Origin of the sequence: Psychrobacter sp. NPDC078631 (assembly GCF_050268165.1) — a bacterium.
Taxonomy (GTDB): domain Bacteria; phylum Pseudomonadota; class Gammaproteobacteria; order Pseudomonadales; family Moraxellaceae; genus Psychrobacter.
The window spans coordinates 292,437-314,111 of record NZ_JBNNGG010000001.1 but is presented as its reverse complement, the minus strand read 5'-3'; the positions used below and the strand labels follow the sequence as shown (position 1 = coordinate 314,111).

Annotated in this window: 18 protein-coding genes; 9 read left to right on the top strand and 9 right to left on the bottom strand. The window is 43.4% G+C overall.

Going from position 1 to position 21,675, the window contains the following annotated elements:
• The first annotated feature begins 124 nt into the window (after nucleotides 1–124).
• Nucleotides 125–739, top strand: a complete 615-nt coding sequence (locus tag ACQKCP_RS01270; RefSeq protein WP_058024136.1) for a glutathione S-transferase N-terminal domain-containing protein — start codon at nucleotides 125–127, stop codon at nucleotides 737–739.
• A 132-nt stretch (nucleotides 740–871) separates the two neighbouring features.
• Nucleotides 872–1,309, top strand: a complete 438-nt coding sequence (locus ACQKCP_RS01265) for a ClpXP protease specificity-enhancing factor (RefSeq protein ID WP_427610982.1) — start codon at nucleotides 872–874, stop codon at nucleotides 1,307–1,309.
• A 149-nt stretch (nucleotides 1,310–1,458) separates the two neighbouring features.
• On the opposite strand, the gene dcd is transcribed toward ACQKCP_RS01265, so the two are convergent.
• The 8 genes from dcd to ACQKCP_RS01225 all read right to left on the bottom strand — a co-directional run bounded on the left by dcd (nucleotide 1,459) and on the right by ACQKCP_RS01225 (nucleotide 9,300).
• A complete protein-coding gene (gene dcd, locus ACQKCP_RS01260) occupies nucleotides 1,459–2,034 on the bottom strand; it encodes a dCTP deaminase (RefSeq protein ID WP_057759295.1) in 576 nt (191 codons plus the stop codon).
• A gap of 154 nt (nucleotides 2,035–2,188) precedes the next feature.
• Nucleotides 2,189–3,343 (bottom strand): DUF2804 domain-containing protein, encoded by a 1,155-nt coding sequence (locus ACQKCP_RS01255; protein ID WP_427610981.1) that lies wholly within the window; start codon nucleotides 3,341–3,343, stop codon nucleotides 2,189–2,191.
• 12 nt (nucleotides 3,344–3,355) lie between these two features.
• Nucleotides 3,356–3,793 carry a hypothetical protein gene (locus ACQKCP_RS01250; RefSeq protein WP_427610980.1) on the bottom strand — a complete coding sequence of 146 codons (438 nt, stop codon included), beginning with the start codon at nucleotides 3,791–3,793 and terminating at the stop codon, nucleotides 3,356–3,358.
• 64 nt (nucleotides 3,794–3,857) lie between these two features.
• On the bottom strand, nucleotides 3,858–5,081 hold the full coding sequence (gene apbC, locus ACQKCP_RS01245; protein ID WP_427610979.1) for an iron-sulfur cluster carrier protein ApbC: 1,224 nt from the start codon (nucleotides 5,079–5,081) through the stop codon (nucleotides 3,858–3,860).
• A gap of 196 nt (nucleotides 5,082–5,277) precedes the next feature.
• Nucleotides 5,278–6,078: a 3-hydroxybutyrate dehydrogenase gene (locus ACQKCP_RS01240; RefSeq protein ID WP_427610978.1), complete on the bottom strand. Its 801-nt coding sequence runs from the start codon at nucleotides 6,076–6,078 to the stop codon at nucleotides 5,278–5,280.
• Between the two features lie 141 nt (nucleotides 6,079–6,219).
• Nucleotides 6,220–6,849: a 3-oxoacid CoA-transferase subunit B gene (locus ACQKCP_RS01235; protein ID WP_057759289.1), complete on the bottom strand. Its 630-nt coding sequence runs from the start codon at nucleotides 6,847–6,849 to the stop codon at nucleotides 6,220–6,222.
• A gap of 141 nt (nucleotides 6,850–6,990) precedes the next feature.
• Nucleotides 6,991–7,704: a CoA transferase subunit A gene (locus ACQKCP_RS01230; protein WP_427610977.1), complete on the bottom strand. Its 714-nt coding sequence runs from the start codon at nucleotides 7,702–7,704 to the stop codon at nucleotides 6,991–6,993.
• A 255-nt stretch (nucleotides 7,705–7,959) separates the two neighbouring features.
• Nucleotides 7,960–9,300 carry a short-chain fatty acid transporter gene (locus ACQKCP_RS01225; RefSeq protein ID WP_427610976.1) on the bottom strand — a complete coding sequence of 447 codons (1,341 nt, stop codon included), beginning with the start codon at nucleotides 9,298–9,300 and terminating at the stop codon, nucleotides 7,960–7,962.
• A 408-nt stretch (nucleotides 9,301–9,708) separates the two neighbouring features.
• On the opposite strand from ACQKCP_RS01225, the gene ACQKCP_RS01220 reads away from it, so the two are divergent.
• Both ACQKCP_RS01220 and metG read left to right on the top strand, forming a co-directional pair.
• Entirely contained in the window at nucleotides 9,709–11,124 is a 1,416-nt protein-coding gene (locus tag ACQKCP_RS01220) for a GntP family permease (protein WP_394124235.1), read from the top strand.
• 384 nt (nucleotides 11,125–11,508) lie between these two features.
• Nucleotides 11,509–13,602 (top strand): methionine--tRNA ligase, encoded by a 2,094-nt coding sequence (gene metG, locus ACQKCP_RS01215; protein ID WP_427610975.1) that lies wholly within the window; start codon nucleotides 11,509–11,511, stop codon nucleotides 13,600–13,602.
• A gap of 114 nt (nucleotides 13,603–13,716) precedes the next feature.
• Here the strand turns inward: metG and ACQKCP_RS01210 are convergent, their stop codons facing one another.
• Complete coding sequence (locus ACQKCP_RS01210; protein WP_102094938.1) at nucleotides 13,717–14,118, bottom strand: hypothetical protein; 402 nt, start codon at nucleotides 14,116–14,118, stop codon at nucleotides 13,717–13,719.
• 603 nt (nucleotides 14,119–14,721) lie between these two features.
• On the opposite strand from ACQKCP_RS01210, the gene ACQKCP_RS01205 reads away from it, so the two are divergent.
• The 5 genes from ACQKCP_RS01205 to ACQKCP_RS01185 all read left to right on the top strand — a co-directional run bounded on the left by ACQKCP_RS01205 (nucleotide 14,722) and on the right by ACQKCP_RS01185 (nucleotide 21,625).
• Nucleotides 14,722–15,771 carry an ABC transporter substrate-binding protein gene (locus ACQKCP_RS01205; RefSeq protein ID WP_102094939.1) on the top strand — a complete coding sequence of 350 codons (1,050 nt, stop codon included), beginning with the start codon at nucleotides 14,722–14,724 and terminating at the stop codon, nucleotides 15,769–15,771.
• 77 nt (nucleotides 15,772–15,848) lie between these two features.
• A complete protein-coding gene (locus ACQKCP_RS01200; protein WP_160020900.1) occupies nucleotides 15,849–16,889 on the top strand; it encodes an ABC transporter substrate-binding protein in 1,041 nt (346 codons plus the stop codon).
• A 441-nt stretch (nucleotides 16,890–17,330) separates the two neighbouring features.
• On the top strand, nucleotides 17,331–18,230 hold the full coding sequence (locus tag ACQKCP_RS01195) for an ABC transporter permease (protein WP_101204314.1): 900 nt from the start codon (nucleotides 17,331–17,333) through the stop codon (nucleotides 18,228–18,230).
• Between the two features lie 64 nt (nucleotides 18,231–18,294).
• Nucleotides 18,295–19,089 carry an ABC transporter ATP-binding protein gene (locus ACQKCP_RS01190; RefSeq protein WP_057759272.1) on the top strand — a complete coding sequence of 265 codons (795 nt, stop codon included), beginning with the start codon at nucleotides 18,295–18,297 and terminating at the stop codon, nucleotides 19,087–19,089.
• A 214-nt stretch (nucleotides 19,090–19,303) separates the two neighbouring features.
• Complete coding sequence (locus ACQKCP_RS01185) at nucleotides 19,304–21,625, top strand: FdhF/YdeP family oxidoreductase (RefSeq protein ID WP_427610974.1); 2,322 nt, start codon at nucleotides 19,304–19,306, stop codon at nucleotides 21,623–21,625.
• Nucleotides 21,626–21,675 lie beyond the last annotated feature (50 nt).

The following is a 21,675-nucleotide window of genomic DNA, read 5'->3' as shown; positions in this document are numbered from 1 at the left end:
TAGAGCATAAATACTAGATATGCCGGAAAATAAGTCGCTCAGCGCTAATGTTTACGTACTCTACCTTGATAAACGTTGCGAGTTTGTTTACGATGACAACCTTCACTATTAACATTAGGCTTTCATGATTGATGCGAATGACATTCCAAGTAGTCAGCTAATTTTGTATGCTGATGACGGCTACGACAGTCATGTGGTACGCCTATTACTTGAAGAAAAAAAGCTCGCTTACTATTTGTCTCGCTTACATTCTGAGCGCCCTGAAGATTTGACTGAGCTAAACCCTTATCATACCTTGCCTGTATTACAGCAGCGTGAGATTGCGCTTTATGAGATTAACGTCATTTTTGAGTACCTTGAAGAGCGTTATCACACAAATAAATTGCTCCCTGAAACACCGCAAGAGCGTGCACAGTTTCGCCAATTGGCTTGGCGCATTCAGCGTGATTGGCTAGTACTTGGCAAGCGCTTGTTGACGCATCCAGATAGCTTTAATAAAGCACAGGCTGCCGTTGCCAAAAAACAGCTCAGTGATTCGTTAATTACTCTGTCACCGCTGTTTGCTCATAAGCCTTATTTTATGGCTGATGAGTTTGGTTGGTGTGACGTGTTATTAGCACCATTATTATGGCGATTAGATGAGATGGGTATTGAGCTGCCACGTGCAATCAGCCGTCCATTGTTTGAATACCAAACGAGAGTGTTTGAGCGCAGTAGCTTCCAAAAAAGTGTGCGTTGATTAGACAAGTATCAAAAGCTGTCCTAAAATAAAGTATAAATAAGATAGACGTTAATTAGCATCTGTCATTTGATAAATTGCTGAACGAGATATTTTTCATTATCAAAAATTATTAGTATAGGAAATCATTAAATGAGCGAAACCACCTCTATTACACCTACCCGCCCTTATATGGTACGTGCACTATATCAATGGATAGAAGACAACGCTCTGACGCCATACTTGATGGTTGATGCCACTGCTGACAATGTGCAAATACCAATCGAGCATGTACAAGACGGTCGTATCGTATTAAATATCGCCAGCCGTGCTACTGGTAACATGAGCATGGAAAACGACTATATTCACTTTAGTGCGCGCTTCGGTGGTGTATCACAAGAAATCTGGGTGCCACTTACTGCGGTGATGGGTATCTACGCTAAAGAGAACTCGCAAGGGATGTTCTTTGATCCAAAAGAATATGATAACTATCAGCCAGAAGACGACTCAGCGCCAACGTCTAACAATAGCCCTGCTAAAGCGCCTAAGCCAAAGCGCGATAATAAAGCGGGTTTAAAGGTTTTAAAGTAGAAAGTCTTGAAATAAATAGAACCTTAGACCAGTTCTCTTTAACACAATAAAAAAGCTAGCCATATTTAATATGACTAGCTTTTTTATTAACTATTTAAAGGCTTATTAACTTTCTATAATTGATAAGCTTTTAAACGGACGCCTACTGATTAGGTTCTTGGCAGTGTCACACCGCGTTGACCTTGGTATTTACCACCGCGATCTTTATAACTGGTCTCACAGACATCATCAGCATCACTTTGGAAAAACAACATTTGCGCAACGCCTTCACCAGCATAGATACGGGCTGGTAAATTAGTCGTATTACTAAACTCTAAAGTGACGTGCCCTTCCCACTCAGGCTCAAGCGGCGTTACGTTGACAATAATACCGCAGCGCGCGTAAGTTGACTTACCTAGGCAAATAGTCAATACATCACGTGGAATACGGAAGTACTCCATAGTACGTGCTAAAGCAAACGAGTTAGGTGGAATGATGCACTCATCACCAACGATATCGATAAAGCTTTTATCATCGAAGTTTTTGGGATCAACGACGACTGAGTGTACGTTGGTGAATACTTTAAACTCAGGGGCACAGCGCACGTCATAACCATAGCTTGAGGTGCCGTAGCTCACCAAACGCTCGCCTGCATCGTTGAAGCGCACTTGACCCGCCTCAAATGGTTCAATCATGCCATGCTCTTCGGCCATTTTACGAATCCAGCGGTCAGACTTGATAGACATTGTTGTTCCTTAGCAAATATTTAATAGCGGTTATGATAACAGTATTTTGATAGCGACGATTATACGGAATTGACAGCAAAATTTATAGAGGAGCGGCTACTTAAAACTGAATACAACCAATAATCTCATTTACTCCCATGTTATATCTTAGAAGCTACCATTTGGCAAAATGATCTTCTGCGAGCCCCATGACATTATCAAGCCTAATGACTTCATCTCTTATTCGAATTTCACCATTATAAAACCCTATCCACTGCTCAAAGATACTGGCTATCACACCAAAATCATCAGTCTTTTTATAGACGGTAATCGGTGTGAAGCTCAAATCAATATCGACATTGCTCCACCCTAGATTTTGATGATAGATACGCCATGGCTTTGATATGCTAGCATCACTTTCTACACTTCCTATAATTGGCTCAAGACTGTCTGGCTGACTTGATCGAATATTTGAATCCTCACGAGCAAACATAACGGGTGGTAAATAAAATATCTGCCCATCAAACCAGCAAGCATTTTCACTGGCTCCTGTCTCATTGACACCCATAGACAGATTGAGCAAAAAGTGACGGCCATCTGACAAATAGCTAGTGATACAGCTCCAAAACCAATTGGTCTCATGACGCATATAGCCGAGCGTCCAATCTAGATTGGCAATAGTAGCATCGGTGAAAGTTATTTTTTGAGGTTGAGCGTCAGGAGTATTAAATGCTGAGTTGGCTTTAATGAGTAAATGCCCAGATAGTGCGGTCAACGGCTCTTTTTGCGTAAACGTCCAGCCACGCCTACCAGTCGGCGTACATATGGCTAACGGTTGTGCGCTTCGTGCTAACGCTGCCGTTATTGCAACATACTGACTGTCGAGCGCAATATTCATCTGAGCAGGACTAAAATCCAAGGTGACGCTGAGCTTTGTATGTGTAAATGCCATCTGCCCTTGATAACCATCACCGTCTAAGTGCGTATGATGCGTCAAAGGCTGTAGCGCCTCACAGACTTCCAGCTGCTGAGTATCCTCATTATAAATGTAAACGAAAGCACTAGTCGCAAGCTTAATCGTTGCGAGCGCGAGGCACACTCGATAAGGGGGCTGGAGTATCTGAATGAAGCAGAATTGGTTGGCTTTTAGTTCTTTACGCCAGTTAGGTAAGGATTTTTGTGAAATGAGATGACTATGATAGTCTAAGTAATTGATACTTTTGACTTGGGAGAAAACACCAAAGGTAGGCTGACCATTTTGGATAAGATATTCGAGATTTTCCAGTTTTAAGTTGGCGGCAGTATACAGTTTGTCGTGGCTTTTATTCATGATATCGGCATCCTAGCCAAATTTTTCTAAAGGTACTATCTGTCCTTGATAGCTCACGGTGCTATGTGAAATTCTTCTTTCTGCCTGTACAGCACCCACAAAAAACGCTTCAGTTATCACCTTAACTTCAATATTGGTTAATCCATCTGCTAGTGTTTCTGTAACATTGATTGATGCAAGCGCACTCACCCATAAAAAGTGTCTTGGAAACTTTTTTAACAGCTCAGCGAGAGCCTTTGCGAATTTGTTAAAATCGGCAATTACCATTCGGCGATTGCTAAAGTCAGCATTAATCTGATAGCGTTTGCTACTACCATCTTTATAGTAGCAAACGGCAATCAACTGATTGTTTGAGAGTTCAATGATGTATATCGGCGGTCGAAATAATCGTAAGACTCTATACTGCTTGAGAGTATTGTCTAAATGGCTTTGATAAGTAGATAAGTTCAAGATATTCTCTTTTTAGACGATACATTCACTTTAAAAGTCGCCAGCTTAGGCTACTTCTCCATCATCAAAAAATCCGCTTATCATCGACAGGCTTTGCGAATTTATTAATATTGGTTTCGATATTTTTGGCAATATCTAGATAATACTGTGCAAACTCATCATCAGCCAATACGCTTGGCACGCCTTTATCAACTTGTGCACGAATACCACTGGCAAGTGGTAGCTGACCCAATAGTGGTACATGATACTGCTCAGCGATAAACTCACCGCCACCCGTACCAAAGATTGCTTCGGTGTGGTTACAGTTGCTACAAGTGTGTAGCGCCATGTTTTCAACCACACCAAGCACAGGTATATTGGTTTTATTGAACATCTCAACGCCTTTTTGCGCATCGAGCAAGGCAACATGCTGCGGTGTCGTGACAATGACAGCACCCGTGACTGGAATACGCTGTGCCAATGTCAGCTGTATATCACCCGTACCTGGCGGCATATCAATTACTAGATAGTCTAGCTGCGGCCAGTTGGTTTGATTATATAGCTGCATCAATGCACCCGTGGCTTTTGGTCCACGCCATGCAACCGGCGTATTATCTCCATCGAGTAAGCTACCGATAGAGAGCATTGCCATACCATGCGCATCAACTGGCACAAATTGCTCGTTTTCTAGTTGCGGCTTCACATCAGCAACGCCCAACATCGTTGGCATACTAGGACCATAGATATCGGCATCTAGCACACCAACGCGATTGCCAAGCTTCTGTAACGCTAAAGCGATATTGACCGTGGTGGTTGATTTGCCAACACCGCCCTTACCTGATGCCACGACAATAATATGACGGATACGAGGATGCGCGGCCAACGATGCTTGCGTAGGTGCAGCTTTCGTAATCGGTGGCTCAGCGTTAGTGTTACTAGCATTGTTATCAGTGCCAGATGAAGACTGAGATTCCATCGCATTGGTTGTCTTTGGCATCTGCTTTGGTAAGCTCGAGCCTGAACCTTTTTCTGGCGCAGGCAGACGCACATTCATATGAATCGTGGTAATACCATGCGGATGTAGCAACTGTCCAAGCTCCTGCTGGATAACTTCAGGATTGCTATCTTTTGGCAAACGTAGGTCTAAGGTAAGTGCTTCGCCATCACGCTCAAGCCCTGTGACCATCGTGGCAATACTGACAGCACCTATTTCATATCCAAGTAGGACTTTGTCGACGGCACTATCACGCTCTGCCTGCTGCTGAGGCGTTTCGGTTTTTGTGGTTTTTTTCTTCATAAAGTTAAACATAGCTACTATTATGGCCTATACAAGTGGGTAGATCTGGCAAATTGCTCAAGCCGTCTCATTGCGCATATTACAACCGATAGCGTTAATAAGTACATTTGCCAAACCTTCTATCGTGACAGTGTAGCTGAATTGGACGTATAAAAAAACCACAACGCCAGTAGGTCTGACGTTGTGGTATATGCAAATTGTATATATATTAATTCATAAACCAACCATGACTGGCCACGATAGATTGTCCAGTGAATACATTGGTTGGGAACGCCGCTAAAAATAGCGCCAATTGGGCAATATCTTCTACTGTCGTAAATTCTTTATCTACGGTATTGACCAGCATGATATCGTTAATAACCGACTCTTCACTGATGCCTTTTTCAGCTGCTTGCTCTGGGATTTGTTTTTCTACCAATGGCGTTTTGACAAACCCTGGACAAATCACATGCGAGCGTACTTTGTGCGCTGCACCTTCTTTGGCCAATACACGGCACAGTCCTAGTAGTCCATGCTTAGCAGTCACGTAAGGGGCTTTATATAATGAGGCCTCATGTGAGTGCGCAGAGCCCATATAAATAACTGTGCCGCCCTTATCACCTTTATACATGTGCTTAATCGCGGCTTTAGTGGTCAAAAAAGCGCCATCTAAGTGGATGTTCAGCATTTTTTTCCAATCGCTAAACGCCATTTTATCGATAGGGTCAATGATCTGAATACCAGCATTAGAAACCAAAATATCAATACTACCAAAAGTATCGACTAGCTGCTGTACACCATCGTTTACCGCCTCTTCTGAGGTAACATCCATAGCAATCGCCAGAGCACGTCCACCAGCAGCTTCAATAGCATCAACGGTTTTTTGTGCCGCTTCAAGGTTGATATCGGCAATACCAACCGCTGCGCCTGCTTTTGCATAAGTTTCAGCGATGTCACGTCCGATACCACTTGCAGAGCCAGTGACCAATGCTACTTTGCCTGTCAAATCTTGTTCTAATTGGGTCGCCATACATATTCCTTATCATGGTCTAAAATATTATTAGTTTTTATGAAATTGAACTGAACAAATACGCCACTATAATCATAGTGGCGTATTTATTTACGGGATAAAACATATTAATCTTACGACAGTCACTTTACTGTACAAAGTTTACTGAATAATACTTACTGGTGTTTTTTCTTGTAGTTCGTCAAAGCTTACACCATCTGCTAACTCAACCAGTTTGAGGCCTTCATCAGTAACATCTAATACAGCAAGCTCAGTAATGATACGATCAACCACGCCTTTACCCGTCAATGGTAGCTCACAGTTTGCCAAGATTTTTGGATCGCCGTGTTTATTAACTTGCTCCATCAATACAATCACGCGCTGCACGCCTGCGACCAAATCCATCGCCCCGCCCATACCTTTGACCATCTTTTTGGGAATCATCCAGTTAGCAAGGTCGCCTTTTTCTGAGACTTCCATTGCGCCCAATATGGCCAAGTTGACATGACCACCACGAATCATTGAAAAAGACTCTGAGCTACTAAAATAACTGGCTCCTGCCTCTGCGGTTACTGTTTGCTTGCCCGCATTAATCAAGTCGGCATCGACGTTTTCTGCTGTAGGGAACTCACCAATACCTAGCAAGCCATTCTCTGATTGTAGCCATACGTCTACGCCTTCAGGAATGTAGTTGGCGACCAACGTTGGGAGACCGATGCCTAGGTTCACATAGTAGCCATCTTGTAGCTCTTTTGCAGCGCGTTGCGCCATTTGCTCTCTTGTCCATGCCATGCTGATTTCCTTATTTTTTGCGATATTCTATTTTTATTCATTTAGACAGCCAGTTATTTAATCAATTGGCTGTCTAAACTGTTATCAATCTAAAATTGACTATTGATTTCACGTACGATTAAGTATCGACCACGTGTTTATTTATGCGCCTTCTACGGCTTTGGTCGTGGTTTTTTCGATACGTTTTTCAGGGCTAGCATTCAATACAATACGCTGAACAAAAATACCTGGTAGATGCACTTCATCTGGATCAAACGTACCTGTCTCGACGATTTCTTCGACTTCGACGATCGTGGTTTTACCGGCCATCGCGCAGTCTGGGTTGAAGTTACGAGCGGTTTTATTAAAGATTAGGTTGCCCGCTTTGTCAGCTTTTTGCGCTTTAATTAGAGCGACATCAGCACGTAACGAATGCTCTAGCACATAAGTACGACCATCAAAATCACGAGTTTCTTTACCTTCAGCAACTAATGTACCTACGCCTGTTGCAGTATAAAACGCAGGGATACCAGCACCGCCTGAGCGCAGTTTTTCAGCCAATGTCCCTTGCGGTGTCAACTCAACCTCTAGCTCGCCTGCCAAATACTGGCGCTCAAACTCTTTGTTTTCACCCACATAAGATGAAATCATTTTTTTGATTTGACGTGTCTGTAGCAATAGCCCTAGACCGAAGTCATCGACACCAGCGTTATTACTAATACAGGTCAGCTCTTTAACTTTGCTATCGCGCAATGCTGCAATTAATGCTTCTGGAATACCGCATAGACCGAAGCCACCGATCGCGAGCGTTTGCCCATCACTGACGACGCCTTTTAGCGCTTCTTCGGCACTGCTATATACTTTTGATTGACTCATGCTTGTCTCCTATGACTGTTATTTGTATTTTTAATCCTTGCATAAACTAATGCTGAATTAAGTGTCTCAATTATCCGTTTGATTGTTGCTTTTAATAAAACCTAACAGTGAAAATTCATCATGCTTGTTTTTCTTTTGCGCGTTATAACCTTGTATAGTCAATTCAATTTAAAAATAGTACAAGGCAACCGAATGTAGATGTATATTAAATACTTCAAGCGAGGTTAACGCAGTAATACTTTTATAGTGGAATGACTATACCAATAGCCAAAACACGCTCATGATAATAGCACCAGAGACTGCCAGTACTATCAGACAGTAACCCATAATGGCGCGCGCATCCAAACCTGCGATACCCAGCAATGGCAAGGCCCAAAACGGTTGAATCATATTGGTCCATGCATCACCCCACGCGATTGCCATCGCAGTAATGGCTGGACTAACACCTAGCTCAATGCCAGCAGGAATCATAACAGGGCCCTGTACCGCAAACTGTCCACCGCCAGACGGTACAAAGACGTTGACCAAGCCAGCACTTAAAAATGCAAAAATCGGAAAACTGTCTGCGGAAGCGGAATTGACAAAAAACTCGGTCACTTGCGTACTGATAGAGATACCATCCGCATTTGCACCCGTCATGATACCCATGATGCCGCCATAGAACGGGAACAATAGCACAATACCTGTGATGCCACCTATTCCTGAGTGTACGGCACGATAATAACGCTCTAGCGTACCATGCGATAGCAAACCTATGAACAAGAATAGCCCAATGACGATGTTTAGCCCTAGGTTAAAACCGTTACTACCAAACTCGCTAATATAGTACATCAGTGCTAAGGCCAATAAGATAACAGCGATAATACGGCTATCATCTAGCTTTTGTGCAGGCGTATCTCTTTGGGGTGCGACGTAGATCTCTTCTTTGATCAGTTTAGGATCAATAACCGTAGGATTTTTAGGATGCATAAAGCGATTGACGAGTGGCAAAATAATGATGAGCAAACCTACTAGCAGCATGTTGTAGCCTGCAAATACCGTTTGCGATAAAGGCACTGCTTCTGTCATAGTGTTGCCTGACAACGTCAGTAGCGTATCACCGCCCGAGCTAAGTGTCAGGGGTATCGAACCTGAAAACCCACCATGCCAAATTACAAAGCCTGAATAGGCAGCCGCGACAAGCAAAGGATAGTCGACGTTAGCGACTTTTCTGGCCAGTGCCTTTGCAAAGATTGCCCCGATGATTAAACCAAAGCCCCAGTTTATCCATGAGCCGACCAGCCCAACCAAGGTTGATACGATAATGGCGGTCGTAGGAGAGTGTACTCTACTAGCGAGATTGTCCAATAAGCGCTGAATAAATGGAGCGCTAGCAAAGGCATAACCGGTCACTAGAACCAACGCCATTTGCATGGCAAAGCTATGTAATGACCACAGTCCATTGCCCCAGTGCCCTGCCATAGCAATCATGTTTTGGCCAGTAGTAGCCAGTCCTACAGCAAACGCGATAAGGGTCAAAACGATCGAAAATACGAATGGGGATGGTAGATAGCGATTGACTAACTGCACGCTCATATTAGTGATGGCACTAAACATATTCACATTCCTTGTAAATTTGATGTTTGGTTTTAAGAGTTGTTATTAGCGCCTTGTTAAACGCTTATCAGATTTAAGGGCGGTTATTGCCACCACATCTGAATAGGGCAAGCATTATATTTTATATTAGCATTCATAACAATACATTCTATCTCGCTATATCATGCGTGAAACACTTGTGCTAACTTAACATATTATTTTCGTAGCGACTAGAAAATAACCATCAGCGCATGTGAGTCAAGGCTGTGTAGGAGTTAAATTGTCGAGATATTAATGGTTAGCAGTCTATAAGTCTAGATTTATGTTTGATAAAACAGACGAAATAGGCTTATTTTGATTAATTTTATTGACCTACATCGACAAGCACGGCATACTCGCTGCCTTATTTTTTTGCCAAGGAGGGCCGTCATGTTTAGTACACTTGCTATTGTCATTACCCTATTATTACTCATGTTCTTTGCTTATCGCGGTTATTCTGTGCTGATCCTAGCACCGATTATGGCGACACTAGCAGTCTTACTGTCAGGTGACTTCTTAAGCACCATTCCCGCTTATACCGATGTCTTTATGGGCGCGTTGAGTGGATTCTTACTTAAATTCTTCCCGATATTCTTGCTAGGCGCACTATTTGGACGCCTAATGGCAGATTCTGGCGCAGCAACTGCCATTGCCAATACGGTCGTCGAAAAACTCGGTGCTAGCAAAGCCATCCTTGCGGTGATTTTGGTCTGTGCTATTTTGACCTATGGCGGCGTATCGTTATTCGTTGTAGCTTTTGCCATCTATCCAATCGCTAAGGACTTGTTTAGAGCAGCAGATATTCCAAAACGTTTGATTCCAGCAGCGATTGCCTTAGGGTCATTTACGTTTACGATGACTGCACTGCCAGGCACGCCAGCTATCCAGAACGCTATTCCAATTCCTTACTACAACACCAACGTATTTGCCGCGCCTATTTTGGGCATCATCGGTGGTACGATCATGTTTGTCTGTGGTTGGATGTGGCTTCAGTCACGCGCCAGAAAAGCCAATGCAGCGGGCGAAGGTTATGGTCAGCATGACGAAGAGGATGTAGGCGGCGTTGGCGCAACGGCAAAAGAAGCTGAGGTATTAAACACTCACCATACTTCTTTTACCATTGCAATGATTCCACTTGTATTGGTCATTGGCTTGAACGCTCTATTGACCTATGTGGTATTCCCATCGATAGATTTCAGCAGTCTACAAACTCAGTTCCCAGACTTGAATATCGCAGGCTCACTTGGGTTATGGTCAATTATTATCTCGTTGGTCGTGGCTTGTGTGGTGTTAATCCTGCTGCGTATCGGACATTGGAATAATCTACAAAAAACCATTAACCGTGGTACTTATGATTCTATGTTGCCGATTTTTAATACTGCATCAGAAGTGGGTTACGGTGCGGTTATCGCGTCGCTCGCAGGCTTCCTTATCATTCGTGATAGCATCCTAAACCTAAACCCTGACAACCCTTTGATCTCGGAAGCGGTCGCTATGACCACGCTCGCTGGTATCACAGGTTCATCTTCTGGTGGTTTGAGTATTGCGCTGTCGACATTAGGTGAAGATTATCTAAGAATGGCGGTCAATGCCGGTATCGACCCTGAGCTTATGCACCGCGTAGCCGTCATGGCGGCAGGTGGTCTCGATACGCTTCCGCACAGTGGCGCTGTCATCACCTTGCTAGCGATTTGTGGTCTGACCCATAAGCAGTCTTATTTGAACTTGGCGATGGTTACAATGGTCATTCCATTGGTCGCTGTGGTCGCTGTTATTATTTTAGGTACGATGTTCGGTTCATTCTAAGTTAGCTTAGTCATTTAATCATTTAATCATTTAGTCACTTAGCTATTTATTATGACTAACTACTGGTATCTAAGCGAATAATGGATAAGTAAAAAACCCACTCGGCATACTGCTTGGTGGGTTTTTTCATGGTCGATTGATAACCATTCTATAACCATCAGATTTAATGTAAGGCTATTGTTTATGGTTAATAAATGCCTGCCAAATGAGAAGTAATTACCAAGGAATATCACAAATTTATTTGATTTACGGTATCATAGGCACACTTTTTGAATTTTTATTATTTTTAGAAGTTTTTAGCATTAACGATGTCGCATCGATGAGCGATGAACCGCTTGCGATATTCGATAACTAACCCGTTTATATAAAAATATAGGTGATTTTGTGCGTGAGATTCTAGTAACCAGTGCGCTGCCCTACGCCAATGGCTATATCCATTTGGGGCATCTTGTAGAGTATATTCAGACCGACATTTGGGTGCGTGCGATGAAAGCGCAAGGCCATCAGGTCACCTATGTCTGCGCGGATGATGCACACGGTACGGCAATCATGCTCAAAGCAGAGGCCAATGGCGTAACACCAGAGGAACAAATTGCCTCAGTTAAAGCCTCACATGAAGCGGATTTCTCAAAATTCCTTATCAACTTTGATAATTACCACAGCACTCATTCAGAAGAAAACAAACAGTTTTCTGAGCTGATTTATCGTCGTCTAAATGATGCTGGTCATATCAGCACAAAAGATGTCGAGCAGCTGTTTGATCCTGAAAAGCAATTATTCTTAGCGGATCGCTTTGTCAAAGGGACTTGCCCAGAGTGTGATTCACCAGACCAGTACGGCGATAACTGTGAAGTATGTGGCACCACTTACGATGCAACGGATCTAAAAGACCCGCACTCGACACTGTCTAATGCAACGCCTGTGCTCAAAACCTCTAAGCATTATTTCTTTAATTTGCCAGAGTTTGAACAGTTCCTAAAAGACTGGACGCGCAGTGACAACCGTTTGCAAACCTCAGTCGCTAATAAACTGCAAGAATGGTTTGAGGCAGGACTTGCCAGCTGGGATATCTCGCGTGACGCCCCCTACTTCGGTTTCCAAATTCCAGATACCCCAAGTGATGAGCCAGACAAATACTTTTATGTGTGGCTAGATGCGCCAGTTGGCTACATGGCAAGCTTTAAAAACCTATGTGATAAGCGTGCAGGGACAGACCAAGCGCTTGATTTTGACCGCTACTGGGCACAAGAAAACGAGCACAAAACCGAAGTTTATCACTTTATCGGTAAAGACATCGTTTACTTCCATGCCTTGTTTTGGCCAGCTATGCTAGCTGGTAGCGAATACCGTACACCGACTGGCGTCTTTGCCCATGGCTTCTTGATGGTCAATGGTGAAAAAATGAGTAAGTCACGCGGTACTTTCATTAAGGCCGAGACGTATGCTGAGCACTTACATCCTGAATACCTGCGTTATTATTTCGCCAGTAAACTGTCTGATAAAGTTGAAGACATCAACTTAGATTTAGAAGACTTTATGCAAAAGGTCAACTCTGACTTGGTTGGCAAAGTCGTCAATATCGCCAGTCGTAGTGCAGGATTCTTGGTTAAGAAGTACGACGGTATGCTGTCAGAAGTTTGCGTCGAGTCAGAGCTGTTAGAAGACATCACCAAAACGGGCGATGAGATTGCTGCTGCTTATGAGAATCGTGAATTCTCGCGTGCTATGCGCCTAATCATGCAATGTGCGGACAAAGCTAACGAATATATCGATGCCAAAAAACCATGGTCACTAGCGAAATTGGAGGGTACTGAGCAAGAAGTTCAAGACGTCTGCTCGGTCGCTATCAATATTTTCCGTCAATTGATGGTCTATCTTGCGCCAGTATTACCTGAGCTGACTAATAATGCTAAAGAGTTTTTGAACCTTGATGATTTAAGTTTTGCCAGTCGTAATGAGTGGTTACTAGGTCATAAAATCAATAAGTTCAAACCACTGATGCAGCGTATCGAAGAAAAAGATATTGAAGCAATGGTAGAAGATTCTAAAGCATCCTTAACTCAAGCAGATGCTCCTGCTGTGCCTGACAATAGCAAGCCTGCCGCAAAAGAAAAAGCACCTGCAACAAATGCGGATGCTGAGCAAACTGACTATATTGGTATCGAAGACTTTGCCAAAGTCGAGATGAAAGTCGCACACGTTTTAGAGTGTAACCATGTAGAAGGTGCTGATAAGTTACTACAGTTCACGCTAGATGTTGGTGAAGACAAACCACGCAACGTGTTTAGCGGTATTCGTAAGTTTTATGAGCCTGAGCAATTGATTAATAAGAAAGTCATTTGCGTGACCAACCTTGCCCCGCGTAAGATGAAATTTGGCATATCAGAAGGTATGGTATTGTCAACTGGCGAGCCAAAGACAGGCTTAACAGTCGTTACCTTACCGGATGCTTGTGTTGTTGGCAACGTATTGGCTTAACGGTTATTTTTAACATTAAAAAATAAAAGAAAGATGCCCTAAGTGGCATCTTTTTTTATGATTGATTTAGCAAATGACTAAAAACCAAGCCTTGTATTTATCTGCTCAAAATCCTTATCTACTCAAAATATCGATAATCTGCAACGTATCATTAATCACCGTCACAATGTTATTTTCTGGCGTACGAATACGAACGTAACGGTCATCATAACGGTCTAAAACGACAGAACGGTCATAATCCCTTCTATCAATCTTGCCGACTACTCTATAACCGTATCTATCAAGATCACGCTTGAACGAAGCATTCGGGCTAGCATTGCGATAAGCGTTGATACTTGGGTGGGCATTACCATTATGCTTATAATTTTTACTGACATGCGCAGAGTTACCTTTGCTATTACCATGTCCGTTACCGTGCCCGTTTCCATGACCATCTTTTGCCATAGCAGGCAATCCAATCAAAGAAGTAGCAGTGATACCGGCGATGGTTAATAATTTGAGATTAGCAGTGTTCATAATATTATCCTTAAAATAGTCATTCGAAAAAGTTAGATAAGTTATAGGACTATTTCATATCCACTATGGCAGCACAATGTCACCAAAATGACTGGATTATCCTTAGAATTATCATGTTTCTCGTATGAAAATTAGCTTACGTTAATTATGAAGTGAGTACGTAATAGATGCGTTGCTAGGATGTAAGCCTTTTGCATATGGTTTGAGCAAACAAAAGTACCCTAGTGGCATCCGTTATATTCAGATCTACATAAGAGCTTCAATGCCTCACGCGTCTTGATAAGATAAAAAGAAGTGATGATTTTTTTATTATCCATCACCATGACCGCTACACATTAATTTCTTATTGCGATAACTTACATTACTGTCATAATATGAACATAATAATCGATGGAACGATTACTTTATTTAATTGTTAGCCTGCTATCTCAGCATCAACATAGCATTGACTTGGCTAATCTGCATTCTTCAATATCATGGTAAAAAACCAAAGTACACCAGACAGATGAGCAAAATCACTACTATATAAGTTAGTAGGCTTAGTCAGTCTGGCCGTATCTACTTGGTTTTCGCGATTGATATAACCTATGAGTTAACCTAATAATGACTATCGCTTCTACTCTACGCTTAAGCCTATATGGCGTTGCTCTTAGTGCCATTAGCACACTTGGACTAATCGGCTGCTCAAACTCCTCTACTGAGACCGCAGCGACTGCTGAAAATAGCACGGCTACAGACAAACCTGCCAAATCTATTGCCATTACTCAAATCGTTGAGCATCCATCATTAGATGATATGCGCCGTGGTATTATTGATGAGTTGGCTGATAACGGTTATGTCGAAGGTCAAAACCTAACTGTTAACTTTCAAAGTGCGCAAGGAAACACAGCGACTGCAGGACAGATTGCCAAGCAATTTGCAGGAGACAATCCTGATGCGATCGTAGCAATCTCAACACCTTCTGCGCAGTCAGTGGTAGCCGCGACCACCACTATCCCTATTATTTACACCGCTGTATCAGATCCGCTAGGTGCCAAGCTCATCACAGCAGATGGCAAGCCTTTTCAAAGCAATTTGACTGGACTATCAAGCCAGCTGCCATTAGAGCCGCAATTGGATTTGTTACAGCAGATAAAGCCTGACTTAAAGACCATCGGTTATGTCTATAGCCCAGGCGAAGCAAACTCAGTGTCATTGCGTGAGAACCTAAAACAAGCTCTGCCAGCACGAGGTCTGTCACTATTAGACATTCCTGCCAATCGTCCAACGGACATCGGTATGGCGACGCGCAGTTTGCAAGGACGTGCCGATATCATCTACACCTCATTTGACAACAATGTTGCCTCTGCCTTTGAGGCCATGACCCAAGCAGCAAATGAGCTCAAGTTACCGATTATCGCGTCTGATGAATTCAGTGTAAAACGCGGCGCGACTGCTGCGCTTGGTGTTAATGACTATGATTTTGGTCGTACTACTGGCAAGATGGTATATCGCGTGTTAAATGGCGAAGCGGTTAACACCATCAAACCTGAAGTCATGAATGATCTGACCTTATATGTCAGTCCTAAGCATGCCAAAACACAAGGTGTCAGTTTGCCAGCAGAGTTACTAAAAAACGCCATCAATGTTGATATTGATGCCGAAACCAAATAAAAAGTAGTAAGCTATCTATTAGCTCGTCAATTATTTATATAGTGTACGGACACACTATTATTTTAGGAGTAAGACCCATGTTGTCTCAAAATCGTTTTGGTCGTTTTAATTTCGGTAAGGCTTTATTATTAGGCGGTGTATGTACGGCTATCTTGACTGGTTGTAACCAATCAGCGCAAGATGATGGCTCCACTGATGCTGCCGCTAGTGGTGATGCAGCGACAGCTATGAAGACCGTTGCTATTACCGCTATCGTTGAACATCCAGCGCTTGATGATGTACGTAAAGGTGTCATCGACGAGCTAAACGAAGCAGGATTTAAAGACGGTGAAAACTTAACGGTTAACTTCCAAAGCGCGCAAGGAAACACTGCTACTGCTGGTCAGATTGCCAAGCAATTTGTCGCTGATGCGCCAGACGTTATCGTCGCTATTGCAACACCGTCTGCGCAGTCTGTTGCCGCTTCTACTAGCAGCATTCCATTGGTATTCTCAGCAGTTACTGATCCAGTAGCCGCAAAACTGGTACCTAAGTTAGATGGTTCTGGCACCAATGTGACAGGCGCATCAGATGCCCTACCGTATGAGCCACAGATTGATTTGATGCGTCAAATCATTCCATCACTAAAGAACGTCGGCTATGTCTATAGCCCAGGTGAAGTCAACTCAACGATTATCTTAAAAAATCTAAAAGAGAAGCTAACACCACTCGGTATCAATGTATTAGAAGCGCCTGCACAGCGTAGTAATGATATTGCGATGGCAGCGCGTAGTCTCGAAGGTAAGGTCGATATGATCTACACTTCAACTGACAACAACGTGGTATCAGCGTACGAGTCACTTTATCAAATCGCTAAACAAAGTAAGATTCCTCTCATTGCCTCAGACACTAGCTCAGTTGAGCGCGGTGCTGTTGCTGCCTTAGGCGTGAACTACTATGAGCTTGGCCGCGAAACTGGTAAAATTGTCGTACGTATCTTAAACGGTGAAAAAGCAGGCGCTATCCCTGTTTATACTCCACAAGCGCTTGATCTATACGTCAGTCCAAAACACGCTAAAGAAGAAGGCATCACATTGCCACAAGCGGTTATCGATAAAGCTAAAGAAGTGGTAGAATAACGCACCTTTGTATTTGGCTCACAATAGCAGGTATAAATAGGAAAGCGACACTACTTAATACTGTGTTGCATACCTTAAATATACGGCTAATGATTAAATAAGAAACCCAGCTATGAGTCATTAGGCTGGGCTTCTTGTCTAAACAGAGTCTTTTTTGCAAGCATGTTTAATAGTGCTGTATTTGTCTGGCCATTTATCTGATACTTGTTAAGTAGAGGATAGGTCTATTGGTTGCATTGCAGTGCCTTTAACCATCGCTTCAAACCAAGGTAGCTTATGATCGCTGTTAATCGTGATATGTTTTGGTTTACCCTAACCGCAGATTGCTTAATCTGTTAAATTCACCGCTTAGCTGTTTAGCAGGTAGATGATTTTGGCAATTGCCATTTACTTATCTTGGTACCATACGCTAGACACTTGGTTATGACTTACTGATCTCTTATGTCTTTAATTGCTTTTTTTGGTGCGCTTGAAAGTGGTCTGATTTATGGCCTAGTAGCACTCGGTGTGCTTATCTCATTTCGTACGCTCGACTTCCCTGATTTGACCGCTGACGGTAGTTTTCCGTTAGGTGGCGCAGTCGCTGGTATTTCTATCATCGCTGGTATCAACCCATGGTTGGCCTGTGCTTTTGGGATGTTAGCAGGTTCAGTCGCTGGTATCGTCACTGCATGGCTACATGTCAAACTTGGCATCTTGCAACTGCTTGCCAGTATTTTGGTCATGGTTGCCTTATATTCTGTCAACCTACGCATTATGGGCGCGCCAAACCTACCACTCCTTGGTGAAACCACAGTGTTTAGCACCTTGGTGACTGATGGTAATGGTTATTGGATGCGTTGCCTGATTATCGGTGTCGTTGTCGCAGCTGCTATGTTATTTTTGAACTGGTTCTATAGCACCGAGACAGGTCTGTCGATGCGCGCTACTGGCTCAAACCTAAGAATGGCACAGGCGCAAGGTATCAATACTTCTTGGATGACCATCATCGGTATGGCTATTTCTAACGGTTTGATTGCTCTAGCAGGTGCGCTGTTTGTTCAGACTCAGGGTGGCGCAGATATCTCGATTGGTATCGGCACGATTGTTATCGGTCTAGCAGCAGTCATCATCGGTGAGACCATCATTCCTGCCAAGCGTATTTGGCTGATTACCTTTGCCGTTGTTGTCGGCGCGGTATTGTACAAACTGTTTATTCAGGTCGCATTATCAAGCGATACGCTACGTAGTATCGGCTTTGGACCACAAGATTTGAACTTGATTACCGCATTGCTCGTGGTACTAGCCTTAGTATTGCCAAAAGCGAAAACCAAGTTTTTATCACGTAAGGTTCGCGCCTAATGACAGTTAAAGCAGGTATTTATAACACTTGCGACGCTTGAAGAGACAATAAGGAATAACGATTATGATGCAAGCCACTGATTTACGGTTGACCTTTAACCCAGGCACACCTATCGAAAACCCTGCCCTACGTGGTATCAGCTTAAACATTGCTGACGGTGAATTTGTCACTGTCATTGGTACCAATGGCGCAGGTAAATCTACTTTTTTGAATGCAGTAAGCGGTACGACGCGCGTCGATAGTGGCTCAATCTTGCTAAATGGCATTGATGTAACTAAGAAATCTGCTCATCAACGTGCGCATTGGGTTGCTCGTGTCTTTCAGGATCCGATGGCCGGTACTTGTGAAGCGCTCACGATTGAAGAAAATATGGCTTTGGCCTACAAACGTGGCGGTAATCGCGGTCTGAAGTTTGCATTGAACCAGAACAACCGTGATTTGTTCCGAGAAAAACTATCCGTTTTAAAATTAGGTTTAGAAAATCGTCTAACCGATCGTATGGGTCTGCTCTCTGGTGGTCAACGTCAGGCAGTAAGTCTGCTAATGGCATCATTGCAGCCATCTAAGATTTTGCTGCTTGATGAGCATACTGCAGCTCTCGATCCTAAGACTGCAGCGTTTGTCTTAGAATTGACTGATAAGATTGTCACGGACAATAAGCTAACCACGATGATGGTCACCCACTCAATGCAACAAGCATTGGCACATGGCACACGCACCGTTATGCTGCATCAGGGTCAAGTCGTATTAGATGTGGCTGGTGACATACGTAAAGGCATGACCGTACATGATCTACTCGATATGTTTGAGCAAACACGTGGCGAAAAAGTTGAAGACGATAGCCTGATTTTAAGCTAAGTTTTGAGCTTATACTGCTAATAACTTACGACTTATAAATTTGTACCTGTCGAATATAACCATGTCCGACAACTTCTAAGACCTTCAAGAGAATTGATTTTTCTTGGAGGTTTTTTGTTATCTATAGTTAATGATCATATGAACTTTTCACTGACCATTATATAGTTATCGTCTATTAAAGCTTCGCTATTGTCATCTATCTATGAGGTCTGTCATGCGCAAAATCCCTATTTACTCCCACCCTGCTGCTGGTTGGCCTGCGCTGATCTCATCTACCCAAAAGCTAATGGACTATAAGACATTTTTGCGCGGCGGTATAAGTGTATTTAAAAGCAATCAGCCGCAAGGCGGATTTGACTGCCCAGGTTGTGCTTGGCCTGACCATAAGTCACACAAAGCCATCGATGTCTGTGAAAACGGCATTAAAGTCATTGCCAGTGAGACCATGACCCACAAAGCAGATGCCGAGTTTTTTGCAAGACATACTGTCACTGAACTACAGGGATGGACTGGTTACGAGCTGGAACACAGTGGACGTTTATCAGAGCCGATGTATTACGATGCGGCGCAAGATCGCTATGTTCCTATCCCTTGGGAAGCTGCTTACAGCTTAATCGCTGAGCAGTTAGGACAGCTTGATTCACCTGATGAGGCGCTATTTTATACATCAGGCCGTGTGACTAACGAGCCTGCCTTCTTATTTCAATTGTTCGTACGCTGCTTTGGTACCAATAATTTGCCTGATTGCTCAAACATGTGTCACGAGCCAACCTCAGTAATGCTAAGCAGACAACTAGGTATTGGTAAAGCGACCGTGATGCTAGAAGATTTCGAGCAAGCCAAGCTGATATTAATGTTTGGGCAAAACCCAGCGACTAACCATCCACGTATGTTAGAGATGCTCGCCCATGCTCATGAGCAAGGCTGTCGAATCATCTCAATTAACCCGATGCGTGAGCAAGGCCTGAGTAAATTTAGAAATCCACAAAAACCAACGCACATGGCAGCTGGTCAAAGTGCTGATATGGTCGATGACGTTATTCAAATTCAAATCGGCGGTGATGCAGCGTTATTGACGGGCATTGCCAAGTGGTTAATTGAAAACGATAAAATCAATCATGATTTTATTACTACTCATACCTCAGGCTTTGAACCTCTCACACAGTGGCTAACAGAGCAATCATGGTCAGATATCACACTTGGCTGCGGTATTTCTCAGACAGATATTATCAATCTCGCTGAGCTAGTGGCTGATAGTCCAGCAACGATTTGCACGTGGGGCATGGGCATTACTCAGCATGTGCAAGGTGATGACAATGTCGCGATGATTACCAACTTGCTCCTGCTGATGGGCATGATTGGTATCGACGGTGCTGGTGCATCTCCAGTGCGTGGGCACTCCAACGTACAGGGCGATCGCACCATGGGTATCCATGAACGCCCTAGCAAAAGCTTACTAGACAGTTTAGAGCACGTGTTTGAGCATCCTATGCCGCAAGAGCATGGCTACGATGTCGTCACAGGTGCCAAGGCTCTTATCGCAGGTAAGTTAAAAGTCTTTATGGGCATGGGTGGTAACTATGCAGTGGCCGCCCCTGATACCAGCGCTATTGAGCAAGCCTTAACCACTACTCAGCTTAATATATTTGTCGGTACTAAGCTCAATGAAACTATGCTATACCCCGGTGCAAACAATTTGATCCTACCTTGCTTAGGCCGTACCGAACGTATTGTCACAACAAAGGGTGAGCAGTTTGCCACTATCGAAGACTCTATGTGTCAGATCGTACCTACTCAAGGTAAGCTCAAACCTGTTAGCGACACTTTAAAATCTGAAGCGCAAATCGTAGCGGATATTGCGACCCATGTACTCGGCGCCGATACGTCTATTCCTTGGCTTGCGATGAGTGAGGATTTCGATATTATTCGAAACTATATCGCTCAAGCCATTAATGGATTTGAAGACTTTAATCAGCGTATTCGCACCTCTGAGCGTGGCTTTCATTTGTATCATGCGGCGCGTCATCGTGTATGGAATACCGAGAGCGGCAAAGCTCAGTTTGAAGTACCACAATATCCGATTACTTTTGTCGCCGCACAAATGGCAGCTGCAAACGATATCGATGATATCGAAAATACAGCGCAAAAGGTTTGGCAATTGACCAGTGTCCGTAGCCACGATCAATTCAACACTATGATTTTTGGGTTTAAAGACCGCTATCGTCAAACGGATCGCCGTGACGTGCTATTCATGCATCCTGATGAAATAAGTCGTTTAGGTTGGCAAAAAGGTGACCGTGTTATGGTCACTCGCCAGCGTGCTAAAGATAGCCTAGAGCAACCACGCGTATTAGGCCCATTGGTATTAAGCGAGATGGATATTGCCTCTAACGCTGTTGCCGCTTACTATCCTGAGTGCAATGATCTCTTTGATTTAGAGACACATGCGCCAGATTCTCATATCCCAGCGTACAAATCGACCACTGTCATTTTAGAGCGCGTAGAGGCAAATACGTCGATCACTACGCCTGCGTAAATCATACTGCGAAGAGCCAATGAGAATGACTTTTTTATTGGCTACTCCTC

Bases quoted from the DNA above. Each gene is read 5' to 3' on its own strand.
- ACQKCP_RS01255 (WP_427610981.1), bottom strand. From the start codon at position 3,343: ATGAATAAAAGCCACGACAAACTGTATACTGCCGCCAACTTAAAACTG.
- dcd (WP_057759295.1), bottom strand. From the start codon at position 2,034: ATGTCTATCAAGTCTGACCGCTGGATTCGTAAAATGGCCGAAGAGCAT.
- ACQKCP_RS01220 (WP_394124235.1), top strand. From the start codon at position 9,709: ATGTTTAGTACACTTGCTATTGTCATTACCCTATTATTACTCATGTTC.
- ACQKCP_RS01225 (WP_427610976.1), bottom strand. From the start codon at position 9,300: ATGTTTAGTGCCATCACTAATATGAGCGTGCAGTTAGTCAATCGCTAT.
- ACQKCP_RS01185 (WP_427610974.1), top strand. From the start codon at position 19,304: ATGCGCAAAATCCCTATTTACTCCCACCCTGCTGCTGGTTGGCCTGCG.
- ACQKCP_RS01235 (WP_057759289.1), bottom strand. From the start codon at position 6,849: ATGGCATGGACAAGAGAGCAAATGGCGCAACGCGCTGCAAAAGAGCTA.
- ACQKCP_RS01240 (WP_427610978.1), bottom strand. From the start codon at position 6,078: ATGGCGACCCAATTAGAACAAGATTTGACAGGCAAAGTAGCATTGGTC.
- apbC (WP_427610979.1), bottom strand. From the start codon at position 5,081: ATGTTTAACTTTATGAAGAAAAAAACCACAAAAACCGAAACGCCTCAG.
- ACQKCP_RS01265 (WP_427610982.1), top strand. From the start codon at position 872: ATGAGCGAAACCACCTCTATTACACCTACCCGCCCTTATATGGTACGT.
- ACQKCP_RS01270 (WP_058024136.1), top strand. From the start codon at position 125: ATGATTGATGCGAATGACATTCCAAGTAGTCAGCTAATTTTGTATGCT.
- ACQKCP_RS01205 (WP_102094939.1), top strand. From the start codon at position 14,722: ATGACTATCGCTTCTACTCTACGCTTAAGCCTATATGGCGTTGCTCTT.
- ACQKCP_RS01210 (WP_102094938.1), bottom strand. From the start codon at position 14,118: ATGAACACTGCTAATCTCAAATTATTAACCATCGCCGGTATCACTGCT.
- ACQKCP_RS01230 (WP_427610977.1), bottom strand. From the start codon at position 7,704: ATGAGTCAATCAAAAGTATATAGCAGTGCCGAAGAAGCGCTAAAAGGC.
- ACQKCP_RS01195 (WP_101204314.1), top strand. From the start codon at position 17,331: ATGTCTTTAATTGCTTTTTTTGGTGCGCTTGAAAGTGGTCTGATTTAT.
- ACQKCP_RS01190 (WP_057759272.1), top strand. From the start codon at position 18,295: ATGATGCAAGCCACTGATTTACGGTTGACCTTTAACCCAGGCACACCT.
- ACQKCP_RS01200 (WP_160020900.1), top strand. From the start codon at position 15,849: ATGTTGTCTCAAAATCGTTTTGGTCGTTTTAATTTCGGTAAGGCTTTA.